Source organism: Bacteroides sp. HF-4919, from assembly GCF_018860125.1.
Genome location: NZ_JAHKNF010000001.1, coordinates 899,877 through 926,340, shown reverse-complemented (window position 1 = coordinate 926,340; position 26,464 = coordinate 899,877). Strand labels below are relative to the sequence as shown.

The window sequence follows — 26,464 nt, the reverse complement described above, 5'->3', positions numbered from 1 at the left end:
ATTGATAATAGGACACAATCCTCCAAATCCATATACAAGCCATTTGAGCATATCCGACAGATGAGGATTCCATATTTCCGTATAATATGCCGTAAGACATATAAAAATGCAGTACATAGTAGAGTGTATTGCATTTTTCTTATATTTGCAAGTACTTTCATGAAAGGTAAAAAAGACCATAAAAAAATGAAAACGAAAAAGTTATCAAAACTACTACTGTTGTTCTTGTGCACAATTAATCTTATTGGTTGCAACAATGAAGAAACGGAATCTGCCTACCATTTGGAGTTGACTGTAAATTCATGCAAAATCATATTGGGCGGTAGTGAATCTGTAAAGCTGACGGCCCATGAAAACACGACATTGGATATAACTGATGGTGAAGTGGCTGATGCTGTTTATACATGGGGTGGAAATACGGAAGCCTCTGATATCAAAATTACAGGTAAGCGGGATGGAGAAACCGATATTATCGTTACCGATCATGAAACAGGAGAGACTGCCACGATAAAAGTGGAAGTGACCAAAGCGCCGATGCCTCACCTTGCACTTAAAAAAGGGAATAGGAAAAATGTTTTTGACCGTATGGATTTTTATCTAACAAATGATGGTTCGCAATCTATAACGATGGGATTACTGTCAGAGGTATGCGATTCAATAGTCTGGACAGTGAATGGACAGAAAGGCAGCTATCGGTTGTATGAACGTGAAAGTGGAGAAGGAGTAGTTAAGAGCCATTTGGTTATGGAGTGGGGGCACTGCTTTATATTCCCCGGAGATTATGAAACTTGCCTTACAGCATGGAAGGATAACAAGGTGCTTTACCAAGACATACTTTCGGTTACTATCATTAATGATAAAGATTTTCTGGGATTTAATTGGAAGGATGTGACTAATACTTCACAGGCGTGGACTTCTTATGTTGATGTTATCGGCAGTAACCCTGATTTGATGACTACTTATCGGTTTAATGTTGGTGTCCCATCAGTGGAAGTTGCATACTTTAATGTTACAAGCGATAAATATCTGAGCCAAAGCTATGATGTGCTTTATAACTACTTCTGTTCATTCTATTCGCAACCTACTTACGAAGATAAAAAGGATAAGCAAAAGATCTTTCGATTATATAAGGAACTGTTTTCCGAGCAAAAAATATATCCCAATGCCTATCCGTGCGCCATATGGGTTACAGATAACGCCAATGCGGTTTTATTACTTGACGAAGATGATTCGGCACGCTATATCGTTTATGCAGAACCAAGACGGTGATAAAATTATTTTTTATGAAGGAAGCCCTCAGTGAAGTTTCTTCATTTAAATTCACTACATTGGTGCTTTGTGATTTATTAATAATAGTCATAAAGTGGCACTATCCCGGTCAGTTGGTTGATAATATCTAAATTTAAAGTGAGGGTGCGTATGGATACTGATTTTGTAAATTTGACAACAGAAAACCTTGCCGGTGAGCATTTATGTTGCATTATCCGCAGTAAAAAGCCACATCATGGTATTGAAGCAAAGCGGCGATGGCTTTCTGATCGGCTGAATGAAGGCCACGTCTTTAGAAAATTGAATGCAAAAGCTACGGTTTTTATCGAATATGCTCCCCTTGAAACAGCTTGGGTCCCCATAACCGGTGATAACTATTATTACGTATATTGCTTATGGGTTTTAGGTAGTTACAAAGGAAAAGGGTATGCAAAGTCATTGATGGAGTATTGTTTAGCTGATGCCAAAGCAAAGGGTAAATCCGGTATTTGTATGCTGGGAGCAAAAAAACAAAAATCCTGGCTTTCTGACCAATCATTTGCAAAGAAGTTCGGTTTTGAAGTTGTTGATACTACTGATAACGGATATGAATTGCTTGCGCTTTCTTTTGACGGAACAATACCCCGGTTTGCGCAAAATGTAAAGAAGCAGGAGATTGAAAGCAACGAACTGACGATTTACTATGATATGCAATGTCCCTATATCTGTCAAAACATTGAAATAATAAAACAGTATTGCGAAATGAATGACGTTCCCGTATCTTTCATTCAAGTGGATACGTTACAAAAAGCAAAGGAATTGCCCTGCGTTTTCAATAACTGGGCTGTATTCTATAAAGGAAAGTTTGAGACTGTGAATTTATTGTTGGATGTCGACTACTTAAAGAGGATACTCAAAAAGTGAAAATATAAATTCGGATATGCTTTGTGAGCTTTGCTGAAGGTGTCAATCATATTTTAAATGAAGATGTGTCGAAAATGTCAATTCCGCATGGAGACATTCTCGACACACCTTCATTGATTTTATCTATCTTTACTCCAGAATAAAGATATAGCCTTTGTCTTTCGGTATTTTGATTTTATCTTTGGCTGACAGTGTGAATCCTTCCTGGAAACCTTTGATAGCAGGTGCCGTCAGTTTTGCCTTGTCGGGGTCTATCCCCAGTTTCTCCCAGTCAATTTGTAGTTTCACCTCACTGTCTTTCTTTGCCCAGCTGGCAATGGCTATCATCACTTTGCCGTCTTTGACAAACGAAGTGGCCAGAATATCGCTGCGTCCTGTTTTCACCGGATTGTATGATACCCAATACCCCATCATCCGGCTGTCCTTGATACCGAAAGCATCCCATACCTTCCAGAGTTGTGAAGGGACGGACTCCATCGGTTCGCGTGCTGTCATGCCGTATAGCATACCCCGGTAAGGATTGCCACCGTCCTGTAACATTTCGCTCATCATGCCGAAGGGGATACCCGAAACATCTGTCAGCCAGTATTCCGGTGATTTTTCGTATTTGAAGTATTCGCCGAACCAAAGACGGTCCAGGTAAGGCATGTGTTCCATGTACAGGAAGATGCTGTTGATGTACCCGTCCGCCGGATTGAACTGGTTGGCGGAATGAACGTCAATGCGCGGGTCGGGACGATTGTTTTCCAGTACCCGGCGGATACGTTTCATGGTGTTGCGGTCGAAAGCCAGGTCGTCGATATATACACCGTCGATACCTACATTCTTTGTCAGCCAGTTCAGCCCTTCCACGTAAAAATTATGCCAGCGTGAAATGCCGGTATTCACGATGGCTGCATCTTTGTAGGCATCTACAAACCATGCGGCGATGTAGTCACCGTCCAGATGCTCTTGCAACCATGCATATCCTCCTCCTTTGCCCGGAGAGAAGATCTCGTGTCCGAGACTTTTCAGGGCAAAAAGCTCAGGTGCATGATTGTTCAGCTCCCTTACGGTGTAGTAGATTTTCACTTTGTAACCTTTGGCATGCGATTCGTCCACGTACTGCTTCATGAAGGCCGGACGGAAGAACGGATAGTTGATATGCGGGTTGACTGCATTGCCGTGATGCAGGTTGATGACGTTCGCTCCGGTTTCGGCTACTACGTCTACCGCCTGATAAGCGTGCGCATCACCCTCTTTCAGTTTTTCGGCAGGCTGGTAACCGTGATAGTAGCGATCGGTCCACTGCTTCATGGTGTCTATCGGTTTGAAAGGTGTCACCAGCACCAGGAAGTCGAAGTTCAGCTCTTCGCCTTTGGTCATGGTCCGCTTTCCGCTGTAGGTTTCGATATCCACTTGTTTCCCTTGTTCCCGGTAGCTGATACCTCCTTTGCCGTCGTTGAACCAGGATGGCGGCATGTTCAGCGGTTGCATTTTGTAGAAATTGGTGTTCAGCGGGCGGCGGTAGTTTTCCGCACGGAACAGGCATTGCATTCCACCGTTTACGTCGCCGAACCAGAAACCTTCCTGATTGCGTTCCACATTCCATTTCCATCGGTCGCTTTTAGGACGCAGAGAACCTTCATATCCCATTCCCAAACGATATTTGGCAGTCGTTGCCGGCATGGAAGTCATCAGAGCTATGTCATCTACCGATGTGTTTTCGGTTGCTTTTACTTTAATCTGATAACTCATGAAACCGTCGAACTCCATGCTGGCATGTACCGTCACATCGAGTGATCCGGCCTTCCCGGCAGCTGTCCAACTAACAATCCCGTCTTCCTTCTTGCCGAATTTCAACGGTGAAGTGATGGTGACGGGCAGTTGCTTTCCATTCCGGCGGATGACGAGCTCCATCGGTTTTGCCAGGATGTCTTTGGCTTCTTTGCCAACGGAGGTCATCTCTTCGGTGAAATAACTCCGGATGGAAGCCGGTAACCCCAGTTCGCCGGCAGTGACGCTTCGTCCCAATACGCTGATTGTGTTGTCTGTCACCGTCATCGGAATGAACGGCTTCACCAGTTGGTCGTTTACGGCATATTGTGAATTCAGCCAGCGCAGGCGTGACAAACGCCACAAATCACTGTCTCCTTTGTCTACCAGCACATTGTCGGACAGGTTGATCGTGATCTTTACCTCCTGAGAGGCTCCCGATGAATCGCTGACAATGGCTTTACCGCTATAAATGCCTCTGCCGGCATGTTCCGGCATCTGAATGCCTATCCAAAGCGGCTGTACACGCCCCTTGCCCACGTTTACTTCCGGATGCATCGGGCGCCCTATCCAGTCGGTCCCTTCCGTATTGAAACAAGTGATGGCCGATGCCGGAATCATCCCGTCTTTACCTTTCAGGTCGGTGAAGGTTACTTTGACCCCGTTCACCGGATTCTTGAAAGCCCATAGTCCGAGTTGCAATACATAATATTCGTTTAAGTCTGCTTCACCGAAAAATTCGCTGGTGGCTCCTTGGGTTACCTGACGGTACGAGAGATCGTCGAACATACGGATAGGGAACTTACGGTCTTCGGGTAGCAGCAGGAACGGTTTATTGCTATTGGCTTCTGCCAATGCCTGTTTCTCTTTTGCTGTGGCAATGATTTCCATCGGATAGAAGCTGTTGAAACTGCCTAACGACTCGAATCTGACCAGTTTGGCCCGGGTCACCTTTGTTCCCGGAGTGGAACTGCAGATTGCTTTCCATTGTGCGTCGGCTCTGTCAGGTTGCTTCGGATAGTTCACTTTGGGGTATGGACCTCCCGATGTATGGTAGGGCAGATAGTATACATAGTAATTCCCTGTACCTGTACTGGCATCGAACCGGATACGTCCGTACTCACGGTTGATTTCCACCGGAAGTACATTGTCCACTACTTTGCCGGTAGAAGCATTTATCACAATAATCCCTTTCTGTTCGGGATTGGCGTCGCGTCTGCGCCAGGGGATATAAGCTTCCGCTACGGTGGCGGGAGTATTCATTGAAACAACGGCACGGTGATTACCCAGTGTGTCGGGAGTCCAGTAGTTTTCGCCGTAAAACGAAGCTTCGGGGACGAAGTCCTGAGCAGCTGCCGGAAAGGTTAACAAGGCTGACAGTGCCCATAAAAAGAGTTTTTTCATAATGTTTTATCTAATAAATAAGTATGTGCAAATTTACAAAGAATCGTTTGGGATCGGATAAGATTTGCCTGTTTTTATTTGAGATGCGGTTTCTCTGTCGATTGGCGGACAGTATTTGGACACCTTTATTTGCATTTTCCCTTTTTGTATTATCTTTGCGCCCTCAAAAAACAAATAAACCCTACACTATGAACAAAAAGAAAGTTTTAGGTATTTCGCTTCTGGCACTCTCTCTGTTTGCTTGCCAGGATGATGATACCGTCGACATTCTCAATGCCTTTGGCACACCGCCTGCCTTGACTAAAATTTCGGCAGAGGAGTTTCTCAATCAGGGAGAACAGATGTTTGAAGATGGTGAGAGCGTTGATGACATTGTTTCGGCCGATCGTGCCTTCTATGTGAACCAACCGCTTAATGTATCGATGACAGACGGAAAGCTCCGCCTGTTCAATGGTATGGCTCACGATTTCAAAGAAGTCTCCGTATGGCTTACGATGCCCCATTTGCGTGATACCATCCATCTGATGCAGTTTGAAGAAGTTCCGGGCTTTTACAATATCCGGTTGGATTCTCCGCTGAAGATGGGCGAGGCAGTCTATCCCTCCAAAAGCGGCAAGCCTGTCCGTGTCAACAATCTGGCTTTGCTTTCTCCCGATCAGTACGAACTGTTGCTTACATGCAACGATTCTGTATTCGATATGTTGAAAACCATCAAGATGAAGACCCGCATTCAGATGGGAAAATACGGTAGTGGTAACTGGGGAGTGATGACGCCCAATGCAGCCCGTTATTATGCCACTTCAGCGGTAAATATGGCCGTTATGTTCAGTTCCGGAATTTTTCGTGATTCATTGATGAATTATAAAGGCAGCATCCATAACGATGCAGGGAAGGAGATTGACCGTGAGGGATTGTTGAAATCCATTCTGAATAAGCAAAGTCTGGTGTTCGGAGTAGTCACTGGGCCCGGAATCGCCGGACTTGGCGGAGGAAACGCACTGGGATTGCGTGAGGAATATCTTTCGGGCTTCTTCTACCAGAACCGGGTAGCGATAGATTGCAATTGGGTGCTTCATGTCTGGATTCACGAATTGGGACACTGTCTGGGTTACGGCCATTCCAGCAGCTTGTGTTATGGATCGATGCCCGACGAGATTGTGCCGAAAGTATACCGTTACATGATGAAACACCGGATGTTGCCTTATATCATCAATCCATTCAAGAGTTACAATGATTATAACCCCGGTATCAACGATGCCGATAATCCCGACATAGAGTTATGATGAAAAGATACAGCATTTTTATGGTAGTGGCGACTTTGCTGCTCACTTTTGCCGCATGTGATAAAAACAATATGCCGGGGTTCGGTTTCACTACCGATTCCATCCTTACACTGACTTTTGAAAAAGAGCTGGATGCGGCAGCCATCGGTGTAGGTACACAGAACTATAATCCTGTGGGAATGCGCCGTTCGGGTGATACCCTTTTTATAGCCAACCGTGCCGACGGATCGGATGGTGTCTGGATTGTTCGTGCCTCCACCGGCGAATTGCTTTACTCGTTGACAGGTTGGACGTATGACGGAAAAGCTGAAAAGTTCGATAATCAAGTGATGGATGTAGCCGTCAACAGCGATTATATTTTTGTGGTGAACCGCTCTTCCCGGATCGACATGTTTCGCCGAAACGATTATACGTATGTAACCACTATCGGGCGTACAGGCTGGCAGTCGAGCTCGTTGTTGCAATGCGAGTCTGCCGAAGTAGCTGGTGACAAACTGTTTATTCGTGATAAACAAAAAATCAAGGTGGTACAGCTTTCGGACTGTACACCGGAAAATCGTTTCAAGGTCCCCGTGTTTGCCCAGAACACCGACAGCACAACTTCCAACAATGGATTTAACCTCGAGACCGTGGCACGTTACAAGGAACTTATTTACGTATCGGACTATGAAAGTTCGCGTATCCTCGTAATCGATCCCTCCACCGTTACTACGAAAGGAGAGCCGGTCCGCTTTGTCCGTTCCTACCGTATGCAAAGCAAGCCGTTGAGTATGGGATTCTTTCAGGATGAAATGTACGTTGTCTGTGCCAATAACCGTATCGTAAGAGTGAATCTCCTCACCGGAGAGGAGAAGGACGCTTACTCTTCTTTTGCCGGAGGAATGGGATTCGGTACTCCGGGACGCCTCTTTTTCCATAACGATATGCTCTATCTTTCAGGTCGGAACGCGAACGCTCCGCGCCTGATACAGGGAAAAGTGATGTTTGTTGAAATATCCGAGTTGGACTAAAAAAGCTCACGACAGAGGATCACAGAGTCTCACGGAGTGAAAATATAGAGTACAAAACTCTGTGAGACTCTGTGAAACCCTGTAGTGAATGAAATTCAAAAAAAATAAGTAAACATGAATTTAAAATTTTTATATCTGTTATTATTGCTGTCTGCTGCCTGTTGTGTATCCTGTTCCAAGGACGAAGAACCGGCTGATAAAGGCAATACCTCTCCCGAAGAACCGGTTTATACCACGTTTACCGATGCCGGCGAAGTGATTATTCCCGGAGTGCTTCCGGCCAATTTTACTCCCCGGTCCGTACGGGTCAAAGGGGATACATTATTTGTTGCCAACAATAATGCCGCCGACCGTTCTGTTCTTTTGTTGAACTTGACGACAGGCGAGCTGATCGGACGCATCGATTCGTGGATGCGGAAAGATACTAAAGAGACATTTAACGCTGAGATAGGAGATATGGCTGTTTCGGACCGTTATATTTTTGTGGGCATGTACAACTCTCGTATTAACATTTTCGACCGTCGTACCCTTCAGTTCGTCAATGCCATTGGGCGTTCGGATGGAAAGTGGGGTGACGATATTTACAGCATGACTCATTGTTACGGTCTTCGCGAATGTGGCGATAGGCTGATGGTGCGTGATAAAAATACCATTCGCGGTTATTGGATTTATGAAGCTGTTACCGAGCCTGCGTTTCGTATCCCCTGGATCGGAAAGGTAAAGGTACCCGAAGGAATCGGATATGACTATCAGCCCCGCATTCATGGCATGGCGGAGCATAACGGGCGCATGTACCTCACCGACTGGTACAACAAAAGCCTGCAAGTGTTTACTCCCTCAAAAATGGAGATTGTGTTCGGCGAAGAGACACATATCACTTCCGATGCCGTATTTAAGTACGACGCCATACAGCCTTTGGGACTGCTGTCCTATGGCGGAGAGCTCCTGATGTCAGTACAAAAGAGCGGGAAGATACAGCGCTATGACCCCGAGACGGGTGATTTGTTGGGGCTGTTAGCCGAATTTCCGGACAAGGAAATCGGACGTATGGAGATAGCCCGGGGAATGCTTTATTATATTGACCTCAAAGCCGGAAAACTGATGAAGGCAAAAGGAGAATGATTTACCACAGAGTCACACAGAGTCTCACTGAGTTTTATTCTTCATCATTTTTACTCTGTGAAACTCTGTGAAACCCTGTGGTGAATCTCTTTCCGTTATACATTCATCGCATTTGCTCCGAGTGCACCCAAGTCTTAGAAGTGAATTTATGCCGTCTGAACCGGTATCTTCATCCTTATACCTTTCTTCAATTAACATTGTTAACGTTTTTTTTAGGCTGTCTTATTCTTATGCGCAAATAACAAGTCTTTTGCATTTAAAGAATTTGTTATTCGCATCCAAAGAACAAGCTTTAACTCTATGTTAAAACAAAGCTTTTGAGAACAGAAATCCTACTTTTTAAAGGCGTTGTTTTTCAGATGGTTAAGTCTGAAATTCGCTTCTCCGCCTCACGGATGGACTTTTCGGGCGAAAGCTGGGGTACTTGCTTTTTTGTCAACTATAAACGAGGGTTTACACTTCCGAAACTTGAATAATTTATATAATTCCGGCAAATATATTGTATTTTTTTGAAAAGCAGATGTGCTTACGTGCGCGTAAGAGGAGAAAATCTTGTGTGTAAGTGATAGGAGGGTGAGATACCTATTATTGGGCTACAAACATATACGTTATGTAGAATTTATAGAAAAAATAGGGGGAATTGTTTCAAAAAACGTTCGTTTATGAACACAAAGGTAAGGCACATTTTTATAACAACAAAATATTTTTATAAATAAATTGCTTTTTTCTCTTTTTTACTAAAACACACTACTGATAATGAAAGAGTTATGAATAAAAAATAGTGTTTTTATCTATATTTTTTTTCATAAGAACGGGATTTTTCAAAAAGGTCAAAAAAAGGTGTTTCAAATGACGAACGTTTTTTGAAACAATTTCGTCCGTTTTACCACTATAAATAGTTTCGGAAATACTTACGGTTTGAATGAGAAAAGATGTCTCGTCCAAACCGCGTAGCGCACCCGAAAGTAACCTATCGAGTTTTAATTTCCAACAATAAATGTCTGAACAACAGGAGTATTGGTTTGCCGCTCGGACAAAGAAGGATCAGGAGTTTGCTATTCGTAATGCTTTAGAAAAGCTTGGAATAGAATACTTTCTTCCTACACAATTTGTCATTCGCCAACTGAAATATCGTCGTCGTAGGGTAGAAGTTCCTGTTATCAAGAATCTTATTTTTGTCCGGACTACCAAAGAGCGTGCCTGGTCCATCACGAAGGATGATCACGTTCCCTTATTTTATATGAAGGATCTTTATACCCATACTTTGCTCATCGTCCCCAACAAGCAGATGGAGGACTTTAAGTTTGTGATGGATTTAGCTCCGGAAAATGTAACTTTTGACGACCTTCCTCTTACCGTGGGTACAAAAGTACAGGTTGTCAAAGGAGAGTTTTGTGGTATCGAAGGTGAGTTATCCAGCCTTGCCAATCGCACCTATGTGGTGATCCGCATTCATGGGGTTCTGTCTGCCAGCGTCAAAGTACCTAAAAGTTACCTTCGTATTCTTTCAGCGTAATTCGTAATTTCAAAATTATATGAATCAAGTCCAAAATCTGCAACACATTGCCCGTGAGTTGCTTTATCTTGGTACGGATGGCTCTCCCATCTATACCGATCATTTCCGTCAACTGAACACCGAAGTTTTTCGCTTGTCCGAAGCCCTTTTCTCTATGAAAGGTGCCACTTTTGAGGAAGAAGCAGCGATTTGTCTATCCCTGTTAATGGGTTATAATGCTACCATTTACAATGATGGCGACAAAGAATCTAAGATACAAAGCATTTTAGATCGCTCTTTTGCTGTGTTAGATCATCTTTCCGCTTCTCTATTAAAATGTCAATTGCTGACATATTGCTATGGCGAGGTATTCGAGGAAGATTTGGCACAAGAAGCACATTTCATCATTGATGGTTGGGGGAGCAGAGAGTTTACGAAAGAAGAGAAAGAAATTTTTGAATTACTTCGTAGCTTAGAAGAAAATTCGTATCCTAATAGTGAAATAGATTAGAAATTGAAAAGAGTCATTACATCTCAATTTTTTAAAGATTTTATATCTCTTATTACTAATAGAGGATTAGATAGTTTAATTGGGATTATAGTTATTCCTTATTTAATTTTAAAAATAGGAGAAGTTGAATATGGGAGAATTGTATTGGCACAATCGATAGTGTATTTAGGTGTTGCCTTTGTAAATTATGGATTGGACTTTTTGATATTAAAGAAAGTGCCGTTATACATGTATTTTCAGAAAATGCGTCCAATTTCAATTTTTATGTATAGAATTATATTATTGAGATTTGGTATTTTCTTATTGTATCTTGTTGTTTATTATATTTTACAATGTGTGTTTGGGTTTTCATCTGAATTGAATCTTTACTTTTCTATTTTGTCTCTCATTTGTCTTGCAGAAGTGTTTTCTGTTAGCCATTTCTTAGTAGTTTTTCAGAATGTAAAAATACTTCCTTGGGTTTCGGCCTTTAGATTTTTATTTTTATTTTTATTCACTTACATTTTTGTGAGAAAAGAAAATGATGCATATAGATATATTTGTTTTTATTCAATTTCGTATTTGTTTAGTAATCTTGTTGTTCTTTTTTATACTGTACTCAAATATAAATTGCATTATTTTAAACGACCTAGTATTGGGGCTCTTAAAAAAATATTTTTTAAATCATCTCCTTTTTTTATTAGTAAATTGAATTTAATTTTATCTGATAAATTGTATAATATTCTTTGTGCTACTTTTGTCTCTTTGTCTGCCGCTGCTTTACTTGATATTTCTTTTAAAGTATTATCTATTATAATTATTCCTGTACAAATTTTGAGTGTTGTTATATTAGGACGGTTCTTCATGCGTACATCTCAAGAAGTTATTAAACGAGTACTTTCTTTTATATTGTTTTTTAGTTTATTTCTTTTTATTATTCTGTTTATAGCTAAAAGATACATCTTAACATATTATTCATTCTCTTTAGTATCTGATGTTTTATGGAGCTTTAGTTTAGTTCTATTTTCATCTTTATTTGCTAATTTATCAGTTTTTATTGGAGATAATATTATGGTCTCTAACTCATTGGAGAAGCAATTGATAAAAAGTTCTATATATAGTTCTTTATTTGTATTTCCACTACTGATTATAACGCTTTGTTTTGTGGATAATTCTTTATTTGCACTATCTGTATTCTTTTTGTTTCATAAAATATTGGAATTTCTGTTGAGAGTATATTATTCATGGAATTATATAAATTAAAAAATAAGAATAATATTATTTTTTTACTGAAAATTCAGTATCTGAATTTTGCATTGTCAATACTACTATTTATAGTGAATTTGATAAGTGGAGCTACAATTAATTACCTTTTCTTTTCATATTATCTGCTCTTTTCTTTTTTGTATATAACTGTTGTTAGTTTAAAAGTATTTTCATTGGCTAGTGCTTTTAATCTGTTTCTTTTTGGATATTTTATGTTTCAAATATCTGCTTTGTTTGTGTCATTAGATACACTTTTAGAAAGAAAACTTATGGATAATTTGTTCCTTTTTTCCGAGGAGCAAATAAATAATACTTTATGTGCTAATTCTGTTATTTTGAATGCTATGTTTTTAGGATGTTTGATGTCTATAATTTATTTACCAATAAAAACAAACATAAATAAAGCTAATTTGATATACTCTGAACGATTACAGAATTGGGGATATTTGCTTTTTTGGGTTGCCTTACCATTTACTCTTTTGAAATTTTATCTTGAAATAAAATTAGTTTTAACAGAAGGATATTATGCATATTATACTTCATCTTTATCTATACCCTTTCTAATTTCAATTTCTAGGTTTATTTTTGAAATTGGTTTTTTTCTTTTTCTAACGTCTTTGCCACCGAAAAAAAAGTTTTTAACTGTATCGAAGGTGTATATATTAGTAATGTGTTTATTCTTTTTGATTGGAGTTCGAAATCGTGTAATCCTTTCGTTTTTATTTGTTTTATGGTTTTATTATAGATTTTATAGTAAAAAATCTCCTAAAATATTGTTTTTGTTGATTATTTCAATTAGTTCTGTTGCACTTTTGCTTTTGGTGCAGTTGGTTAGACAAGCTGGTGTTTTTCTTTTATCAGATGATAGATCTATTTTTAGTTATTTCTTTTATGCACAATCTACTAATTTTTACATATTACCACTTCTTCAGTATTATGATTTACACACAGAAGTTCCTTTTGTTTTTGCTCCTTTCTTTAATTTAGATACTAGTTATTATGACCCAAATGGAATTAATAATTTATTAGGAAATGCTATTGCTTTTCGTATCTCTCCTGATGAATTTAGAGAAGGGCATGGGCTTGGTTCAAGTTTTATAGCGGAATTGTATGATCTAGGAATTGTTTTTATGTCTATTTTATCTATTGGTTTAGGTTTTGTGATGGGGTGGTTCGAGAGAAATGTTAAAAATAATAGAGCTCTTCTTGCTATTTCATTTTATGCTATCACAAATTGTATATATATATCAAGAAGTAGTCTTTTTAGAAATGTATATATGTTTCCATTACTTATAATATTGGTTTTTATTGCATTGAAAATAAGATATCCCTTTAAAATGAAAAAAAATGAATATCCTACACGTCTCTGATATAGATGTTAGTTCATGTGGGGGTGGAATGAATACTGTCATCCCTGAACTTATTATGCGGCAACTCTTGTATGATAGTACACTTAATGAGACGCTGTTTATAACCCGAAAAAAGTATAAAATTGCAAAACAGATTCCATACTTCATTTGCTTTATGGAAGGGAACTTTCTTAAGTATTTGCAGAAATCTGATTTGCTGGTATTTCATTCTGTATATAATTTAAAATTTATATTACTCTATTTCTTTTGCAAGAAGAATAAGCTGCCTTATTTAATTGTTAGTCATGGTGGATTATCAAAAGTTGCATTGAAAAAAGGAATGATAAAAAAGAAGCTATTTAAGTTCTTGTTTTTGAATCGTTTTGTAAAGGATGCTACTGCGCTTTGTTTTACATCATTAGAGGAACAATTAAGTTCTGTATATACAGATAAGAAATATATAATAGTTCCTAACCCAATTCAAATTTCAAATTATTCTTATCGGTTAGACGTGAACAATAATGATGAAGTTAAAATGATATTTCTTTCAAAAATAGACTTTTATTATAAAGGGCTTGATGTTTTATTTGATGCATTAAACATAATAAAAGAAGATATAGTTAATGAAAATGTTTTTTTATCCTTTTATGGTTATGGTAAGAATAAAGAAGTAGATGTCGAAAATATCAATAGTACCGAAAAAGATATATTGAAATTGATTTTACGTATTAAAGAATTGAATATTGGTGAAAGAATAAAATATTGTGGCCCTGTCTTTGGACATCAGAAAATGGAAGTTTTGAAGAACAGTGATATTTATGTATTAACATCTAGATCAGAGGCTATGCCTTTAAGTATTAGTGAAGCATTATCTGTTGGTACTCCATGTTTGGTAACTCATGGTACTAATATGTCCAATTTGATAGAACAGTATAAGGCTGGTTGGTCTTCTTCTTTAAATAAAGAAGATTTAGCTTTTAATATTTTAAAAGCTATAAAGGAATATAAAGATTCTCCCGTCACTTTTCGTAAGTCAGCAAGGGTGCTTTATGAATATAATAGCTCTATTGATGTAGGAAAAGTATCAATCGATCAATATAAGACTATATTAGAGGAAAAATAATGTTGTACTATTTTCGGATTTTTATTTCATATTTATTATATGAATTTGGAGTTAGAAGAAAAGATATAATTATCTTTTCTGGCTATAAAAACTTGAAGTATAATTTTAATTCTAAATATTTATTTGAATTTTTCTTAGAAAAAAAATCAAATTTAAAATGTTTTTTTGTTATAGATGATGACAAATTAAGGCGGCGATTGAATGAAATTGTTGGTAATTATTTTGTTACAACAAATAGCTGGAAAGATTTAAAACTTATCTTTTCAGCTGGTACATGGATAACTTCTGGAGGATTGCCAATTAGGATACCATATGTAAATAGGAATCGTGTTGTTGTAAATTTGTGGCATGGGCTTCCTTTTAAAGGAATAGGCTTACTTAACAATGAAAATACATGTTTGCAAAATTTGTTGATCTATTGGGTTTATTCAAAGTATGACTTATTTTCTTCCACATCAGAATTATTTCAACAGGTATTTGCTCGTAGCTTTTCGATTGATTCTAAATATGTAAAAATATTGGGGCAACCTTGGAATGATCAATTGTGGAATGGAAATGATAAATATGAGGTTTTAAGTGATATTTATGGAGATAATTTACCACCTTTTTATAAGGTGTTTTTGTATGCACCGACTTGGAGAAGCGGACGTTGTACATCTTTCTTTCCATTTAAGGATTTTTCAAAAAATAGGCTGGAATCTTTTCTAGAAAAATATCAATTACTAATTTGTCTAAGGACACATCAGTTGGAAGCTAATAGAGTAAAGGATTATGTTTCGTGTAAAAGGGTTCTGTTGCTTAATGAAGATAGGGTTACTGATATTATGTCAATATTGAACATTTTTGATGGATTGATATCTGATTACTCTGGTATTATCTTTGATTATTTGTTATTGGACCGCCCAATTATATTACTTCCTTATGATAAAGAAGAATATACTTCTGAACGTAGTGTGAATTTTAACATTGATTCTTTTGAGTTTGACCCTCCTCCTTATAACATAGATAGCTTTTTCAGTCTGTTGCAAAAAGCTGTATGTTGTAAATGTATATCTCAGAAGCAATTACGATTCAAAAATGTAGTTCACTATTATATAGATAATAATAGTTGTCAAAGACATTATGAAGAAATAATGAAACTGATAAAAATGAAAAATAACAAACAAGTAAAGAAATGGATATAGAAAAGAAGAAAACTGTGTATGTTGGGATGAGTGCTGACATTATTCATCCAGGTCACTTAAATATTATTTCAGAAGCCCAGAAATTAGGTAAAGTGACGGTCGGAGTTTTAACAGATGCTGCGATAGCTAGTTACAAACGATTACCTTATTTGAATTATGAGCAGCGCTCTTTGATTGTTAAAAATATTAAGGGAGTGGATGAGGTTATACCACAGACAACCCTTGATTACGTACCTAACCTGAAATTGTTAAAGCCTGACTTTGTTGTTCATGGCGATGATTGGAAAGAAGGTATACAAAAGGAAACTAGGCAAAAAGTTATTGATACAATTGCAAAATGGGGAGGAAGGGTCATTGATATTCCTTATACTAAAGGAATATCTTCTACTCAACTTAATGAAAAGCTAAAGGAAATTGGTACAACTCCTGAAGTTCGTTTAAAGAGGTTGAGACGTCTTATTGAAGCTAAGTCTGTTGTACGTATTTGTGAATCTCATAGTGGTCTGACAGGGCTGATAATTGAGAACACAGTCGTTGAGGTAAATGGAGTAAAACGCGAGTTCGATGGTATGTGGTCAAGTAGTCTGACTGATTCTACATCTAAGGGTAAGCCTGATATAGAGGCTGTAGATTTAACTACTCGTCTTCATGATCTAAATGATGCTTTAGAGTGTACAACTAAGCCTATTATATTTGATGGCGATACAGGGGGGAAAATAGAGCATTTTGTATTCACAGTGCGTACATTAGAGCGTTTAGGTATTTCAGCTGTTATAATAGAGGACAAAGTTGGGTTGAAGAAAAATTCGTTATTTGGTACTGATGCTATTCAACTTCAGGATACAATAGAAGGTTTTTCTGAGAAGATAAAAGCTGGAAAGTTGGCTCAAATAACTAGTGATTTTATGATCATTGCTCGCATTGAAAGTTTTATTGCGGGTAAAGGGCTTGAGGATGCTATGGAGAGAGCTTTAGCGTATGTAGAAGCAGGAGCGGACGGTATAATGATTCATAGTAAAGATAAGTCAGGGGAAGATATTAAAAAATTCTGTTATACATTTAGGCAACTGAATAAATCTATACCAATTGTAGTAGTGCCTACAACCTATAATCATATTACGGAAACAGAATTGGCTTCTTGGGGAGTAAATGTTATTATTTATGCTAATCATATGCTCCGAAGTGCTTATCCTGCAATGCTTAATACTGCTAAAATTATTTTAGCTAATGAACGTTCGTTTGAAGCAAATGATTTATGCATGCCTGTAAGGGAAATATTAGAATTAATACCAGGTACTAAATAGTTGGAAATTATGTTATCACCTAAGTTTTTCGTAGAAACGTTGCAAACATATTCTATGAATTTTTTTACTGGAGTTCCTGACTCTTTATTAAAGAATATGTGTGCTTATATTACAGATCATATAGAATCTCAAAATAATATTATTGCAGTGAACGAAGGAGCTGCGCTTGGACTAGCTGCCGGATATTATATTGCTACAGGATGTATTCCTATTGTGTATATGCAAAATTCAGGTATTGGTAATGCCGTAAACCCTTTGTTGTCTTTGACGGATAAAGTAGTTTATAACATTCCTGTATTGTTGTTGATAGGGTGGCGTGGTGAGCCTGGTATAAAAGATGAACCACAACACATTAAACAAGGGATGATTACTATTCCTCTTTTGGATACTCTTGGTATAAAGAATCAAATTCTTAATAAAGATCCTGATATAGCAAAAAGTCAAATAAATAATGCAATAGAATATATGAGAATGACAAAAGAGACCTTCGCTTTTGTCATTCAAAAAGATACTTTTGAAGAATATAAGCTTCAAAATATAGAGGATAGTAAATTTGATTTGGATCGAGAAGAAGCAATTAAAATAGTTTGTAATTCTTTAGATAGAGGTAGTGTTATAGTTTCAACTACTGGGATGATTTCTAGGGAATTATTTGAATATCGGGAATCTATTGCTGCAAATCATGAAACGGATTTTTTAACAGTTGGGTCAATGGGGCATGCATCACAGATAGCTTTAGGTATAGCTCTTCGAAAAAAGAACAAAAAAGTGTATTGTTTTGATGGTGATGGTGCTGTACTTATGCATATGGGAGCATTAACTACCATAGGAACTAGTAAAGCTGTAAATTATATTCATATATTGTTTAATAATGGTGCACATGATTCTGTTGGTGGGCAACCAACAGTGGGATTAAAGGTCAATCTCTCTAAAATAGCTTCTGCTTGTGGTTATAATAGTGCTATATCTGTAGATAGTAAAATTGCTTTGAAAGAAAGTCTGGATAGGTTTAAAAGTATAGATGGACCTGTATTATTGGAGGTAAAAGTGAGAAAAGGGTCAAGAAAAGATTTGGGACGTCCGACTTTGACTCCTGTTAAAAATAAAGAAATATTGATGGACTTTTTAGAAGAAGCAGATGTGTCAGATAGTGTGTTTGAATAATGATCCATTTGAATATCTGCTGAGTGAATTATGTAGATATAGCTCTCGGAAATTATTCCTCGTTAGGGGCAAAAAATCTTATGAATTATGTGGAGCAAAAAGAGTTGTTGAAGATGTTATTTCTGATTTAAAGTGTAATGTTGTTGAATATTTTGATTTCTCAAAAAATCCTAAGTATGAGGATTTGGAGAGAGGACTGAAATTGCTGGAATTAAGTGGGGCGGATGTGATAATAGCCATAGGTGGTGGAAGTGTTTTAGATATGGCTAAATTAATTCGCTTTTTTCATTCTTATTCAGGAAATATATTAAATGAAAAATTTATTAAAAATAGAGATTTATTACCTTTGTTCGCAATTCCAACTACAGCAGGAACTGGTAGTGAAGTTACTCATTTTGCTGTTTTATATAAGGATAATTTGAAGTATTCAGTTTCTCATAAGGATATGTTGCCTGATAGGGCTATAATTTGTCCTCAATTTACGTATGAAAACACAAAATATTTAACAGCTTGTACAGGTTTTGATGCTTTATCACAAGCTATTGAAGCTTATTGGAATGTTTACTCAATTGAAGAATCTGATAATTACTCTATTAAAGCTATAAAGTTAATATGGGATAACCTTCCTTTAGTGATTGATTCCTCAACAAATGAATTAAGAGATAAGATAGCAGAAGGTGCTTATTGGGCTGGTAAAGCTATCAATATAACAAAAACAACAGCGCCTCATGCTTTCTCATACCCTTTTACGATAAACTATGACTACCCTCATGGGCATGCAGTAGCATTAACATTTCCTTTTTTTATGAGATATAATTATGCAGAATTAGAAAATAAGTTGCATCCTTTATTGAATAGTAAAAATCATCGCAAAAAAATGGAGCAATTATATAACATGCTGGGATCAACTTTTGATATGATTTATGATGATATGTATAATTATTTAGAAAGAATAGGCTTAGTTATCAATATTGAAAGAAGGAAATTCGATAAAGATCTTATTTTGCGTGGCATAAATGCTTCTCGTTTATCTAATAACCCTTGTGTATTATCTCAAATAGATGTAGATTCTATTGTGGATGAATTTGTTGAAAATGGGAAATTGTAATACGAAGCTCTGTGTGATTATGTCTATTTATAAAAATGACAATCTGTTAGCTGTAACTCAGTCTATAGAAAGCATTCTGAGGCAGGCTTATGACAAAATAGAATTTTATATACAACTAGATGGGGAAATACGTTCGGATATTCTGCAATATTTACAGAGATTATGTATACAAGATATACGGGTAAAAATATTAAATCGGACATTGAATAGGGGATTAGCTTATTCACTAAATGAATTATTGAATATCGTTCTTACAAAAGAATACGAATATATTGCTCGTATGGATGCTGATGATATTTCCATGCCGGAACGTTTTGCAAAGCAGATCGCATTTATGAACTCACATCCAGATGTTGATTGTCTTGGTACTTGGGCAATAGAAATTGATAATGAGGGAAAAGAATACTTCCGAAAAAAAATGCCGACAACCCATGAGGAATGTTTGGAACTATTTAAAAAGCGGGATTGTATGATTCATCCTACTGTGATGTTTCGGCGTTCATATTTTGAGAAAGCTGGTTTATATCCGGAAGACACCTACTTTGGAGAAGATACTATGATGTGGGCTAAGGGTTTTAAAAGTGGATGTAAATTTGCCAATGTACCCGAATACTTATTCAAATTTAGATTAGATTTAAACTTTTTTGAAAGAAGGCGGGGGTGGAAACATGCCAAATCTATTTATACCTTACGTCGTCGCGTCAATAGAATGTTGGGGTTTGGATGGAAAGAAGACTGTTATGCTTTGCTGTATGCTATGGCTAAATTAATGCCTAAATCAGTTCTTGATATAATCTACAAAACAGTTCGTTAATTTTACTTTTCTTATAAAATATATAACTCATGAAAATACCATTTTCACCACCTTATATTGACGAGGCGGTCATCAACGAAGTCGTTGATTCGTTACGTTCCGGTTGGATCACATCCGGTCCGAAAGTGAAGGCTTTGGAGGAAGAAATAAAATCTTTCTCGGGAGCAAAGGAAGTACTTTGTGTCAATTCCTGGACATCAGGAGCTATTATGATGTTGCGTTGGCTGGGAGTGAAGGAGGGAGATGAAGTAATTGTTCCTGCTTATACTTATAGCGCAACGGCATTGGCCGTGCTTCATGCCGGGGCTAAACCGGTGATGGTGGATTCCGGAATGGATTTTAATATCTCGGTAGAGGCTGTTCGTAAAGCTATTACTGCTAAAACAAAGGCAATTATCCCGGTAGACATTGCCGGTTTTCCTTGCGATTATGAAAAGATCATGGCACTGGTACAGGAATCTGAAATGATAAAATTGTTCCGTGCGGAATCTCCCGTGCAAGAAAAATTAGGGCGTATCTTGGTGATGAATGATGCTGCCCATTCTTTGGGGGCACGTTACAGTAACCGGCAGCGTACCGGTTGCGAAACTGATGTGGCTATCTTTTCACTCCATGCCGTGAAGAACGTGACTACTGCCGAAGGTGGAGCCATTTGTTTGAACTTGCCCAAGCCGTTCGATAATGCAGAGCTGTATAAAGAACTCCGGATGATGAGCCTGAACTGCCAGACTAAGGATGCTTTTTCGAAATCTAAAGCCGGAGGATGGCGTTATGATATTGTCGGTTTCGGTATGAAAATCAATATGGCTGATGTGAATGCTGCCATCGGACTGGCGCAAATACGGGAATATTCGGAGTTGCTGAAGGAGCGAAAAAGGGTGTTTAATACTTACAATGACGCTTTTTCGACTTGTGACTGGGCCATCGTTCCGCCTTCTGTAGATGGAGAAAAGGAAAGCTCTTATCATATTTATGCTTTGCGTGTGAAAGACTTTACAGAAGAGCAACGCGACCGGATGATTGACGAGATCGCTAAACGTGAAGTGGCTGTGAATGTACATTTTATACCGATGCCGATGTTGTCGTTCTTCAAATCGATGGGATATGATATGAATGATTATCCACAGGCTTATCAGAATTTTAAGGGTGAGATATCATTGCCGATATATCCTCAACTGGATAGTGAAAAATTGAATTTCATTATTGATACTGTAAAGGCGGCCTATGCGACCGTAATCGCAGAAAACAAATAGTATATTTACAAACACTAAACAGATAAGCTTCTTGATTCGTTTTTTTGATATTGTTTTTTCCCTTTTGGGTATCCTTCTGCTTTCTCCCGTTTTTCTCTATCTTTATATAGCCATCTGCCTTGAAAGTAAAGGAGGTGGTTTCTATACACAACTTCGTGTGGGACAATACGGGCGGGACTTTTATGTCTATAAATTCCGTTCAATGCGTGTGGGGGCTGATAAGAAGGGACTGATAACGGTGGGGGGGAGAGATCCCAGAATAACCCGTACCGGGTATTTTATCCGGAAGTATAAATTAGATGAATTACCCCAGTTGTTCAATGTACTGAAAGGTGATATGAGTCTGGTGGGACCACGGCCTGAGGTTCGTAAGTATGTGGATTTGTATACTGATGACCAGAAAAAGGTATTGAGCGTACGTCCCGGAATTACGGATTATGCTTCTATTGAATATGTGGATGAAAATACGATTCTTGGAAAGGCTTCGGATCCCGACAAGGCATATATAGAACAGATTATGCCCGATAAAATACGGTATAATATGAAATATATATGTAATCGTTCGGTGAAGGAATATTTTAAAATTATATTTCTGACATTTTGGAGCATCATTCGTTAGATACGTTTTTAAAGAAAGTGGGGAAAATTCTTCTTTTTGTTTTTGTTCCTTATTACGTGAGAAAGAAGAAGGAGGAGTAGCTCGGGAGTAAGTTCCGGAAAGAAATTAATTCAATAAAAGAGAAAGGATCAGCAATTGCTGATCCTTTCTCTTTTATTGAGCCTCTTGTCGGATTCGAACCAACGACCCCGAGATTACAAATCACGTGCTCTGGCCAACTGAGCTAAAGAGGCGTCATTTCTGTTTTGCGGGTGCAAAGGTAGGAAAAACTTTTAAACTTGCAAATACTTTGGCAAAAAATGCTTCATAAAAATAGTGTTTGATAAATCGGATTCTTTGTTTACTTTTGCAAATCAATTAATTATAGAAAAGTATGAAGAAGAACTTTTTTTATGTATGTGGTCTGTCATTGCTTCTTTGGGGTATGGCAGCATGTTCCGGACAGGGAAAAGCGGATAAAGCAACCGTTGTTGCGGATAGTGTAGTGGTGAAAACGGATAGTGTTGCGGCAGACAGCACAGGATATATTGTGAGAGTAGGAGAGATGGCCCCCGATTTTACTATTACTCTGACAGACGGAAAGCAGATAGAGCTTTCTGCACTTCGTGGCAAAGTGGTGATGTTGCAATTCACGGCCAGTTGGTGCGGAGTATGTCGTAAAGAGATGCCTTTTATAGAGAAAGATATCTGGCTGAAACATCAAAGCAATCCGGAGTTTGCCTTGATCGGTATTGATCGTGATGAACCTCTTGACAAAGTGATTGCATTTGGTAAGTCGGTAGGGGTGACTTATCCGTTGGGATTGGATCCGGGAGCGAATATATTTGCAAAATATGCATTGCGTGAATCGGGTATCACCCGCAATGTACTGATAGACCGGGAAGGTAAGATTGTGAAGCTGACTCGTTTGTATAACGAAGAGGAATTTACTTCACTGGTAAATCAAATTGATGAAATGCTGAAGAAATAAGTTGAACAAGCAGGGGTGATTTTTTGTTTTTAGCATGGAATCACCCCATCTTTTTATTTTATGGCTATAACGATTATTATTCTCGTACTGTCGGCTGCCTTTTTCATGAGTGGAAAGGTACGGTCTGACTTAGTGGCATTGTGTGCGCTGGTATTATTAATACTTTTCAATATCCTTACTCCGGAGGAAGCGCTTTCGGGCTTTTCCAATTCTGTTGTTATTATGATGATCGGTCTGTTTGTGGTGGGCGGAGCTATTTTCCAAACGGGGCTGGCAAAGATGATCAGTAGCCGTATCCTGAAGTTTGCGGGAACAAGCGAGTTGAAACTCTTTGTACTGATCATATTGGTGACAGCGGCTATCGGCGCTTTTGTCAGCAATACGGGAACGGTGGCGTTGATGCTGCCTATTGTGGTCAGCATGGCCATGAGTGCCAATATCAATGTAAGCCGTCTGCTGATGCCTCTTGCTTTTGCCAGCAGTATGGGTGGTATGATGACGTTGATTGGTACTCCGCCTAACCTTGTGATACAGAATGCCTTGATTGAAGCCGGATATGAACGGCTCTCATTCTTTACCTTCACTCCCGTGGGACTGGTATGTGTTACTGTCGGTCTGATTGTGCTGATCCCGCTGAGCAAAATATTCCTGACGAAGAAAACAGATAAAGAAACGCGGGGAAAGCATAAGAATAAGTCGCTTCAGGAATTGGCGGGGGAATATCAGTTATCGCAGAACCTGTATAGGGTGGAGGTCGAAGAATCTTCAGGAATTGTCGGTAAAACAATACAGGAGTTAGGGATTCCGCAGAGGTATCATGTGACAATTCTGGAAGTGCGTCGCCGATCGGTTTCATCCCGACACTTTTTTAAGACAAAAAAGCAGGAGATGGCAGAAGCGGGAACCCTGATTGAAGCAGAAGATATTCTTTATGTATTAGGGGAGTTTGAGAACGTGAAACGTTTTGTCGGTGAGAATCGTCTGGCTTTATTGGATACACATAAGACGGAAGGTAATTTGCATAATACGGATGAAGGTTTCGATTTTCAGGAGATAGGCATTGCCGAAATCTTGTTGCTGCCTACTGCCAATTTGATAAACAAACCGGTAAAAGCTTCCGGATTCAGGGAGAATTACAGCATTAATATATTGGGAATTCAGCGCAAGCGTGACTACTTGTTGAAGAACCTGAAGGATGAAAAAATGCATTCGGGAGATATCTTGCTGGTACAGGGAAGTTGGGCAAACATTGCCAGGCTTGGTGAAGACCAGTCGCAATGGGTCGTTCTGGGGCAACCATTGGCTGAAGCAGCTAAAGTGACCTTGAACCATAAAGCACCGGTAGCGGCACTGATCATGTTGGGGATGATTGTAACCATGATGTTCGACTTTATTCCGGTGGCCCCTGTGACGGCAGTAATTGTCGCAGCTCTGCTGATGGTGCTGACCGGATGTTTCCGCAATGTGGAAGAAGCTTATAAAACAATCAACTGGGAGAGTATTGTATTGATAGCGGGAATGTTGCCCATGTCATTGGCATTGGAGAGAACCGGGGCTTCGGAAGTGGTGTCGCAATCATTGGTGAACGGTCTGGGTACTTACGGGCCTTTTGCTTTGTTGGCAGGCATCTATTTCACTACTTCGCTGATGACGATGTTTATCAGCAATACGGCTACTGCGGTGCTGCTTGCTCCTATTGCGCTTCACTCTGCCGTACAGTTGGGACTGAGTCCCTATCCGTTTCTGTTTGCCGTGACGGTGGCGGCGAGTATGTGTTTTGCCTCACCTTTCTCCACGCCGCCTAATGCACTGGTGATGCCGGCAGGACGCTATACATTTATGGATTATGTAAAAGTTGGTCTTCCGTTGCAGATCATTATGGGCGTGGTAATGGTGTTCGTGTTGCCGTTATTGTTTCCGTTTTAGTCTTTTAGGAGGACCGGTTATCGGGAGTTTTCATGCCTGCCCGGTCACGGGACAACAGTCAGTTTGGCCAGGTAGTCATAATGTTTGCCCTCTTTTATCATTTCGGCCTTGAAGCCATTGTCGGCAGCATAGGCACTGAGGGTCTGGAAGTCGATATACAGCCAGTCGAAAGAATCACCTTGAATGTCTTTGTACTGCATGCGGAAGTCGATTTCTCCATAATAATCTCCGGCCAGGTCGATTAGGAAACTTCCGTCTTCATCTTCGAACAGATAGCGGAGGTCACTTGAATCCATCAGGATGCAACCATTCGGGCGGAGTATTTGTTTCATCTTACGGAAGAAGACAGGCATATTCTCCAAGCGTCCGATGATACCGGAACCGTTCATCAACATTAGTATGGTATCGAAAGTATCGGCAAAGTGTTCGTCGAACAGATTGACCTGACGAGCATCTTTTACTCCCTGGAGTTTCATCACTTCGACGGACAAAGGAGATATGTCGATGGCAGAAACTTCTTTGCCGGCTTTCTGAAGAGCAAGGGCGTGGCAGCCACTTCCGGCACCTACGTCGAGTATTCTTCCGGTAGCCATTTGAAGAGTTGTGCGTTCGAGCAGGGGCATCTGTCCGGCTTCGCGGAAAAGTTGTTTGACGGGTATTTCGTCTTCATCGAACTGAGAAGAAAATACACGCAGTCTGTCTGCCTTGTGATTGTGATAATAATCGGCTATGGCGGCACCCATCGGGTCTTTTTCTGCCGGGAGCAGGAATGTATCCATTGATTGGTTTTTAGTTGTTACAGCGGGCAAAGATAGGGAATTCACAGAAAAAGAGTATCTTTGTCCACGGAAAATATAGAATAAGAAAGGAAAGATTATGAGTTTAGAAGATGCAATTATGGGTGGGATTGTCTTTAAAGGAAAGAAAGAAGGTCCGAAAAAAGATGAAAATAAAGTGAAAACAAAAGCGAAGAAAACAACTTATATAAAGGGAACCCATGGTTCCGGGGCAGCCAAGATGAAAGCTGAAATCCGGAGAAAGCGGGCGAATAGACATAAACGGTAAATAACGATGAACGATAAACTGTTTGCAATATTAATGTGCAGCCTGTTTATCGTTCATTGTTTAGAAACATGCGTCGTTTATCGTTTTAGAACCGCTCCGGCAATATTTCGATCCAGTAATCATCCGGATCGTTGATAAAATACAGTCCCATGGCAGTATTCTCAAAGCATACGCAGTTCATTTCTTTGTGATATTGGCGTATGGCATCATAATCTCCCGTTACACGGAAGCAGAGATGGCTTTCGTTCTCTCCCAATTCATATGCTTCGGTATGGTCTCTCAGCCAAGTGAGTTCCAATAAGAATCCGGTGGTGCTATCTGTGAGATATACCAGGATAAACGAACCGTCGGCGGCTTCTTTCCGGTGATGTTCTTTCAGTCCCAGTGCTTTTTCGTAGAAAGCAATGCTGCGTTCCAGATCAGTCACATTGATGTTAAAGTGGTCAAATCTACTTTTTATTTCCATTGTTGCTAAGTTTATTTTGTTTTAGGTTAAAATAGAACTTATAAAGTTGCACCACAGATTATACTGATTAGAGCAGATTGTTTATATTAATAATCTAATTAAAATTCAATCTGTGTTTATCC

The 26,464-nt window shown here is 39.0% G+C and carries 23 protein-coding genes and 1 tRNA gene; 20 read left to right on the top strand and 4 right to left on the bottom strand.

All coding sequences use genetic code 11. The annotated features are described in order from the left end of the window. Nucleotides 1-186: 186 nt before the first annotated feature. Both KO473_RS03985 and KO473_RS03980 read left to right on the top strand, forming a co-directional pair. Nucleotides 187-1,269, top strand: coding sequence for a pilus assembly protein N-terminal domain-containing protein (locus KO473_RS03985; RefSeq protein WP_005819069.1), 1,083 nt, complete (start codon nucleotides 187-189; stop codon nucleotides 1,267-1,269). 150 nt (nucleotides 1,270-1,419) lie between these two features. Beyond that, nucleotides 1,420-2,172 (top strand): GNAT family N-acetyltransferase, encoded by a 753-nt coding sequence (locus tag KO473_RS03980; RefSeq protein ID WP_005819071.1) that lies wholly within the window; start codon nucleotides 1,420-1,422, stop codon nucleotides 2,170-2,172. Between the two features lie 129 nt (nucleotides 2,173-2,301). On the opposite strand, the gene KO473_RS03975 is transcribed toward KO473_RS03980, so the two are convergent. Beyond that, nucleotides 2,302-5,331: a glycoside hydrolase domain-containing protein gene (locus tag KO473_RS03975; RefSeq protein ID WP_005819073.1), complete on the bottom strand. Its 3,030-nt coding sequence runs from the start codon at nucleotides 5,329-5,331 to the stop codon at nucleotides 2,302-2,304. A gap of 188 nt (nucleotides 5,332-5,519) precedes the next feature. On the opposite strand from KO473_RS03975, the gene KO473_RS03970 reads away from it, so the two are divergent. From KO473_RS03970 to KO473_RS03900, 15 genes are all read left to right on the top strand, one after another. Beyond that, nucleotides 5,520-6,614 (top strand): hypothetical protein, encoded by a 1,095-nt coding sequence (locus tag KO473_RS03970; RefSeq protein ID WP_032530850.1) that lies wholly within the window; start codon nucleotides 5,520-5,522, stop codon nucleotides 6,612-6,614. Then, nucleotides 6,611-7,624: a hypothetical protein gene (locus tag KO473_RS03965; RefSeq protein ID WP_005819078.1), complete on the top strand. Its 1,014-nt coding sequence runs from the start codon at nucleotides 6,611-6,613 to the stop codon at nucleotides 7,622-7,624. The genes KO473_RS03970 and KO473_RS03965 overlap by 4 nt, the downstream gene beginning before the upstream one ends. 114 nt (nucleotides 7,625-7,738) lie before the next feature. After that, a complete protein-coding gene (locus tag KO473_RS03960; RefSeq protein WP_005819080.1) occupies nucleotides 7,739-8,746 on the top strand; it encodes a hypothetical protein in 1,008 nt (335 codons plus the stop codon). Between the two features lie 997 nt (nucleotides 8,747-9,743). Continuing rightward, nucleotides 9,744-10,262: a capsular polysaccharide transcription antiterminator UpaY gene (upaY, locus tag KO473_RS03955; protein ID WP_005776089.1), complete on the top strand. Its 519-nt coding sequence runs from the start codon at nucleotides 9,744-9,746 to the stop codon at nucleotides 10,260-10,262. A gap of 19 nt (nucleotides 10,263-10,281) precedes the next feature. After that, entirely contained in the window at nucleotides 10,282-10,752 is a 471-nt protein-coding gene (locus KO473_RS03950) for a UpxZ family transcription anti-terminator antagonist (RefSeq protein WP_005819084.1), read from the top strand. 3 nt (nucleotides 10,753-10,755) lie between these two features. Then, nucleotides 10,756-11,994, top strand: coding sequence for an oligosaccharide flippase family protein (locus KO473_RS03945; protein WP_032537347.1), 1,239 nt, complete (start codon nucleotides 10,756-10,758; stop codon nucleotides 11,992-11,994). Beyond that, nucleotides 11,976-13,367, top strand: coding sequence for an O-antigen polysaccharide polymerase Wzy family protein (locus KO473_RS03940; protein ID WP_005819088.1), 1,392 nt, complete (start codon nucleotides 11,976-11,978; stop codon nucleotides 13,365-13,367). Before KO473_RS03945 ends, KO473_RS03940 begins: the two co-directional genes overlap by 19 nt. Continuing rightward, entirely contained in the window at nucleotides 13,345-14,469 is a 1,125-nt protein-coding gene (locus KO473_RS03935) for a glycosyltransferase (protein WP_005819090.1), read from the top strand. Before KO473_RS03940 ends, KO473_RS03935 begins: the two co-directional genes overlap by 23 nt. Continuing rightward, complete coding sequence (locus KO473_RS03930; RefSeq protein ID WP_005819092.1) at nucleotides 14,469-15,653, top strand: CDP-glycerol glycerophosphotransferase family protein; 1,185 nt, start codon at nucleotides 14,469-14,471, stop codon at nucleotides 15,651-15,653. The genes KO473_RS03935 and KO473_RS03930 overlap by 1 nt, the downstream gene beginning before the upstream one ends. Next, complete coding sequence (aepX, locus tag KO473_RS03925; RefSeq protein WP_005819094.1) at nucleotides 15,644-16,957, top strand: phosphoenolpyruvate mutase; 1,314 nt, start codon at nucleotides 15,644-15,646, stop codon at nucleotides 16,955-16,957. The genes KO473_RS03930 and aepX overlap by 10 nt, the downstream gene beginning before the upstream one ends. A gap of 9 nt (nucleotides 16,958-16,966) precedes the next feature. After that, nucleotides 16,967-18,121, top strand: a complete 1,155-nt coding sequence (aepY, locus tag KO473_RS03920) for a phosphonopyruvate decarboxylase (RefSeq protein ID WP_005819096.1) — start codon at nucleotides 16,967-16,969, stop codon at nucleotides 18,119-18,121. Then, on the top strand, nucleotides 18,108-19,229 hold the full coding sequence (locus KO473_RS03915; RefSeq protein WP_371820585.1) for a phosphonoacetaldehyde reductase: 1,122 nt from the start codon (nucleotides 18,108-18,110) through the stop codon (nucleotides 19,227-19,229). The genes aepY and KO473_RS03915 overlap by 14 nt, the downstream gene beginning before the upstream one ends. Before the next feature lie 19 nt (nucleotides 19,230-19,248). Continuing rightward, the gene (locus KO473_RS03910) at nucleotides 19,249-20,043 is read left to right on the top strand and encodes a glycosyltransferase (RefSeq protein WP_032537348.1); all 795 of its coding nucleotides are present in this window, start codon (nucleotides 19,249-19,251) and stop codon (nucleotides 20,041-20,043) included. A 29-nt stretch (nucleotides 20,044-20,072) separates the two neighbouring features. Next, a complete protein-coding gene (locus tag KO473_RS03905) occupies nucleotides 20,073-21,296 on the top strand; it encodes a DegT/DnrJ/EryC1/StrS aminotransferase family protein (RefSeq protein WP_005819102.1) in 1,224 nt (407 codons plus the stop codon). Between the two features lie 31 nt (nucleotides 21,297-21,327). Further along, nucleotides 21,328-21,915 carry a sugar transferase gene (locus tag KO473_RS03900; RefSeq protein ID WP_005819103.1) on the top strand — a complete coding sequence of 196 codons (588 nt, stop codon included), beginning with the start codon at nucleotides 21,328-21,330 and terminating at the stop codon, nucleotides 21,913-21,915. 159 nt (nucleotides 21,916-22,074) lie between these two features. Here the strand turns inward: KO473_RS03900 and KO473_RS03895 are convergent. Further along, a tRNA-Thr gene (locus KO473_RS03895) sits at nucleotides 22,075-22,148 on the bottom strand. A gap of 140 nt (nucleotides 22,149-22,288) precedes the next feature. Here KO473_RS03895 and KO473_RS03890 point away from each other — a divergent pair. Together KO473_RS03890 and KO473_RS03885 are read left to right on the top strand one after the other, a co-directional pair. Continuing rightward, nucleotides 22,289-22,885 carry a TlpA disulfide reductase family protein gene (locus KO473_RS03890; RefSeq protein ID WP_005819105.1) on the top strand — a complete coding sequence of 199 codons (597 nt, stop codon included), beginning with the start codon at nucleotides 22,289-22,291 and terminating at the stop codon, nucleotides 22,883-22,885. Nucleotides 22,886-22,945: 60 nt separating this feature from the next. Beyond that, the gene (locus KO473_RS03885; protein WP_005819106.1) at nucleotides 22,946-24,811 is read left to right on the top strand and encodes an SLC13 family permease; all 1,866 of its coding nucleotides are present in this window, start codon (nucleotides 22,946-22,948) and stop codon (nucleotides 24,809-24,811) included. A gap of 44 nt (nucleotides 24,812-24,855) precedes the next feature. Here the strand turns inward: KO473_RS03885 and KO473_RS03880 are convergent, their stop codons facing one another. Continuing rightward, on the bottom strand, nucleotides 24,856-25,590 hold the full coding sequence (locus KO473_RS03880) for a bifunctional 2-polyprenyl-6-hydroxyphenol methylase/3-demethylubiquinol 3-O-methyltransferase UbiG (RefSeq protein WP_005819107.1): 735 nt from the start codon (nucleotides 25,588-25,590) through the stop codon (nucleotides 24,856-24,858). Between the two features lie 97 nt (nucleotides 25,591-25,687). Between KO473_RS03880 and KO473_RS03875 the strand changes: the two genes are divergently transcribed. Further along, complete coding sequence (locus tag KO473_RS03875) at nucleotides 25,688-25,876, top strand: hypothetical protein (RefSeq protein WP_005776115.1); 189 nt, start codon at nucleotides 25,688-25,690, stop codon at nucleotides 25,874-25,876. Nucleotides 25,877-25,961: 85 nt separating this feature from the next. On the opposite strand, the gene KO473_RS03870 is transcribed toward KO473_RS03875, so the two are convergent. After that, nucleotides 25,962-26,342 (bottom strand): VOC family protein, encoded by a 381-nt coding sequence (locus KO473_RS03870; RefSeq protein WP_005776116.1) that lies wholly within the window; start codon nucleotides 26,340-26,342, stop codon nucleotides 25,962-25,964. Between the last annotated feature and the right edge of the window lie 122 nt (nucleotides 26,343-26,464).

What these genes read in the sequence shown, in the direction of transcription:
- KO473_RS03905 (WP_005819102.1), top strand. Translation starts at nt 20,073, where the DNA reads ATGAAAATACCATTTTCACCACCTTATATTGACGAGGCGGTCATCAAC.
- KO473_RS03940 (WP_005819088.1), top strand. Translation starts at nt 11,976, where the DNA reads ATGGAATTATATAAATTAAAAAATAAGAATAATATTATTTTTTTACTG.
- aepX (WP_005819094.1), top strand. Translation starts at nt 15,644, where the DNA reads ATGGATATAGAAAAGAAGAAAACTGTGTATGTTGGGATGAGTGCTGAC.
- KO473_RS03960 (WP_005819080.1), top strand. Translation starts at nt 7,739, where the DNA reads ATGAATTTAAAATTTTTATATCTGTTATTATTGCTGTCTGCTGCCTGT.
- KO473_RS03885 (WP_005819106.1), top strand. Translation starts at nt 22,946, where the DNA reads ATGGCTATAACGATTATTATTCTCGTACTGTCGGCTGCCTTTTTCATG.
- upaY (WP_005776089.1), top strand. Translation starts at nt 9,744, where the DNA reads ATGTCTGAACAACAGGAGTATTGGTTTGCCGCTCGGACAAAGAAGGAT.
- KO473_RS03980 (WP_005819071.1), top strand. Translation starts at nt 1,420, where the DNA reads ATGGATACTGATTTTGTAAATTTGACAACAGAAAACCTTGCCGGTGAG.
- KO473_RS03910 (WP_032537348.1), top strand. Translation starts at nt 19,249, where the DNA reads ATGTCTATTTATAAAAATGACAATCTGTTAGCTGTAACTCAGTCTATA.
- KO473_RS03950 (WP_005819084.1), top strand. Translation starts at nt 10,282, where the DNA reads ATGAATCAAGTCCAAAATCTGCAACACATTGCCCGTGAGTTGCTTTAT.
- KO473_RS03970 (WP_032530850.1), top strand. Translation starts at nt 5,520, where the DNA reads ATGAACAAAAAGAAAGTTTTAGGTATTTCGCTTCTGGCACTCTCTCTG.
- aepY (WP_005819096.1), top strand. Translation starts at nt 16,967, where the DNA reads ATGTTATCACCTAAGTTTTTCGTAGAAACGTTGCAAACATATTCTATG.
- KO473_RS03965 (WP_005819078.1), top strand. Translation starts at nt 6,611, where the DNA reads ATGATGAAAAGATACAGCATTTTTATGGTAGTGGCGACTTTGCTGCTC.
- KO473_RS03930 (WP_005819092.1), top strand. Translation starts at nt 14,469, where the DNA reads ATGTTGTACTATTTTCGGATTTTTATTTCATATTTATTATATGAATTT.
- KO473_RS03975 (WP_005819073.1), bottom strand. Translation starts at nt 5,331, where the DNA reads ATGAAAAAACTCTTTTTATGGGCACTGTCAGCCTTGTTAACCTTTCCG.
- KO473_RS03870 (WP_005776116.1), bottom strand. Translation starts at nt 26,342, where the DNA reads ATGGAAATAAAAAGTAGATTTGACCACTTTAACATCAATGTGACTGAT.
- KO473_RS03985 (WP_005819069.1), top strand. Translation starts at nt 187, where the DNA reads ATGAAAACGAAAAAGTTATCAAAACTACTACTGTTGTTCTTGTGCACA.
- KO473_RS03890 (WP_005819105.1), top strand. Translation starts at nt 22,289, where the DNA reads ATGAAGAAGAACTTTTTTTATGTATGTGGTCTGTCATTGCTTCTTTGG.
- KO473_RS03935 (WP_005819090.1), top strand. Translation starts at nt 13,345, where the DNA reads ATGAATATCCTACACGTCTCTGATATAGATGTTAGTTCATGTGGGGGT.
- KO473_RS03875 (WP_005776115.1), top strand. Translation starts at nt 25,688, where the DNA reads ATGAGTTTAGAAGATGCAATTATGGGTGGGATTGTCTTTAAAGGAAAG.
- KO473_RS03880 (WP_005819107.1), bottom strand. Translation starts at nt 25,590, where the DNA reads ATGGATACATTCCTGCTCCCGGCAGAAAAAGACCCGATGGGTGCCGCC.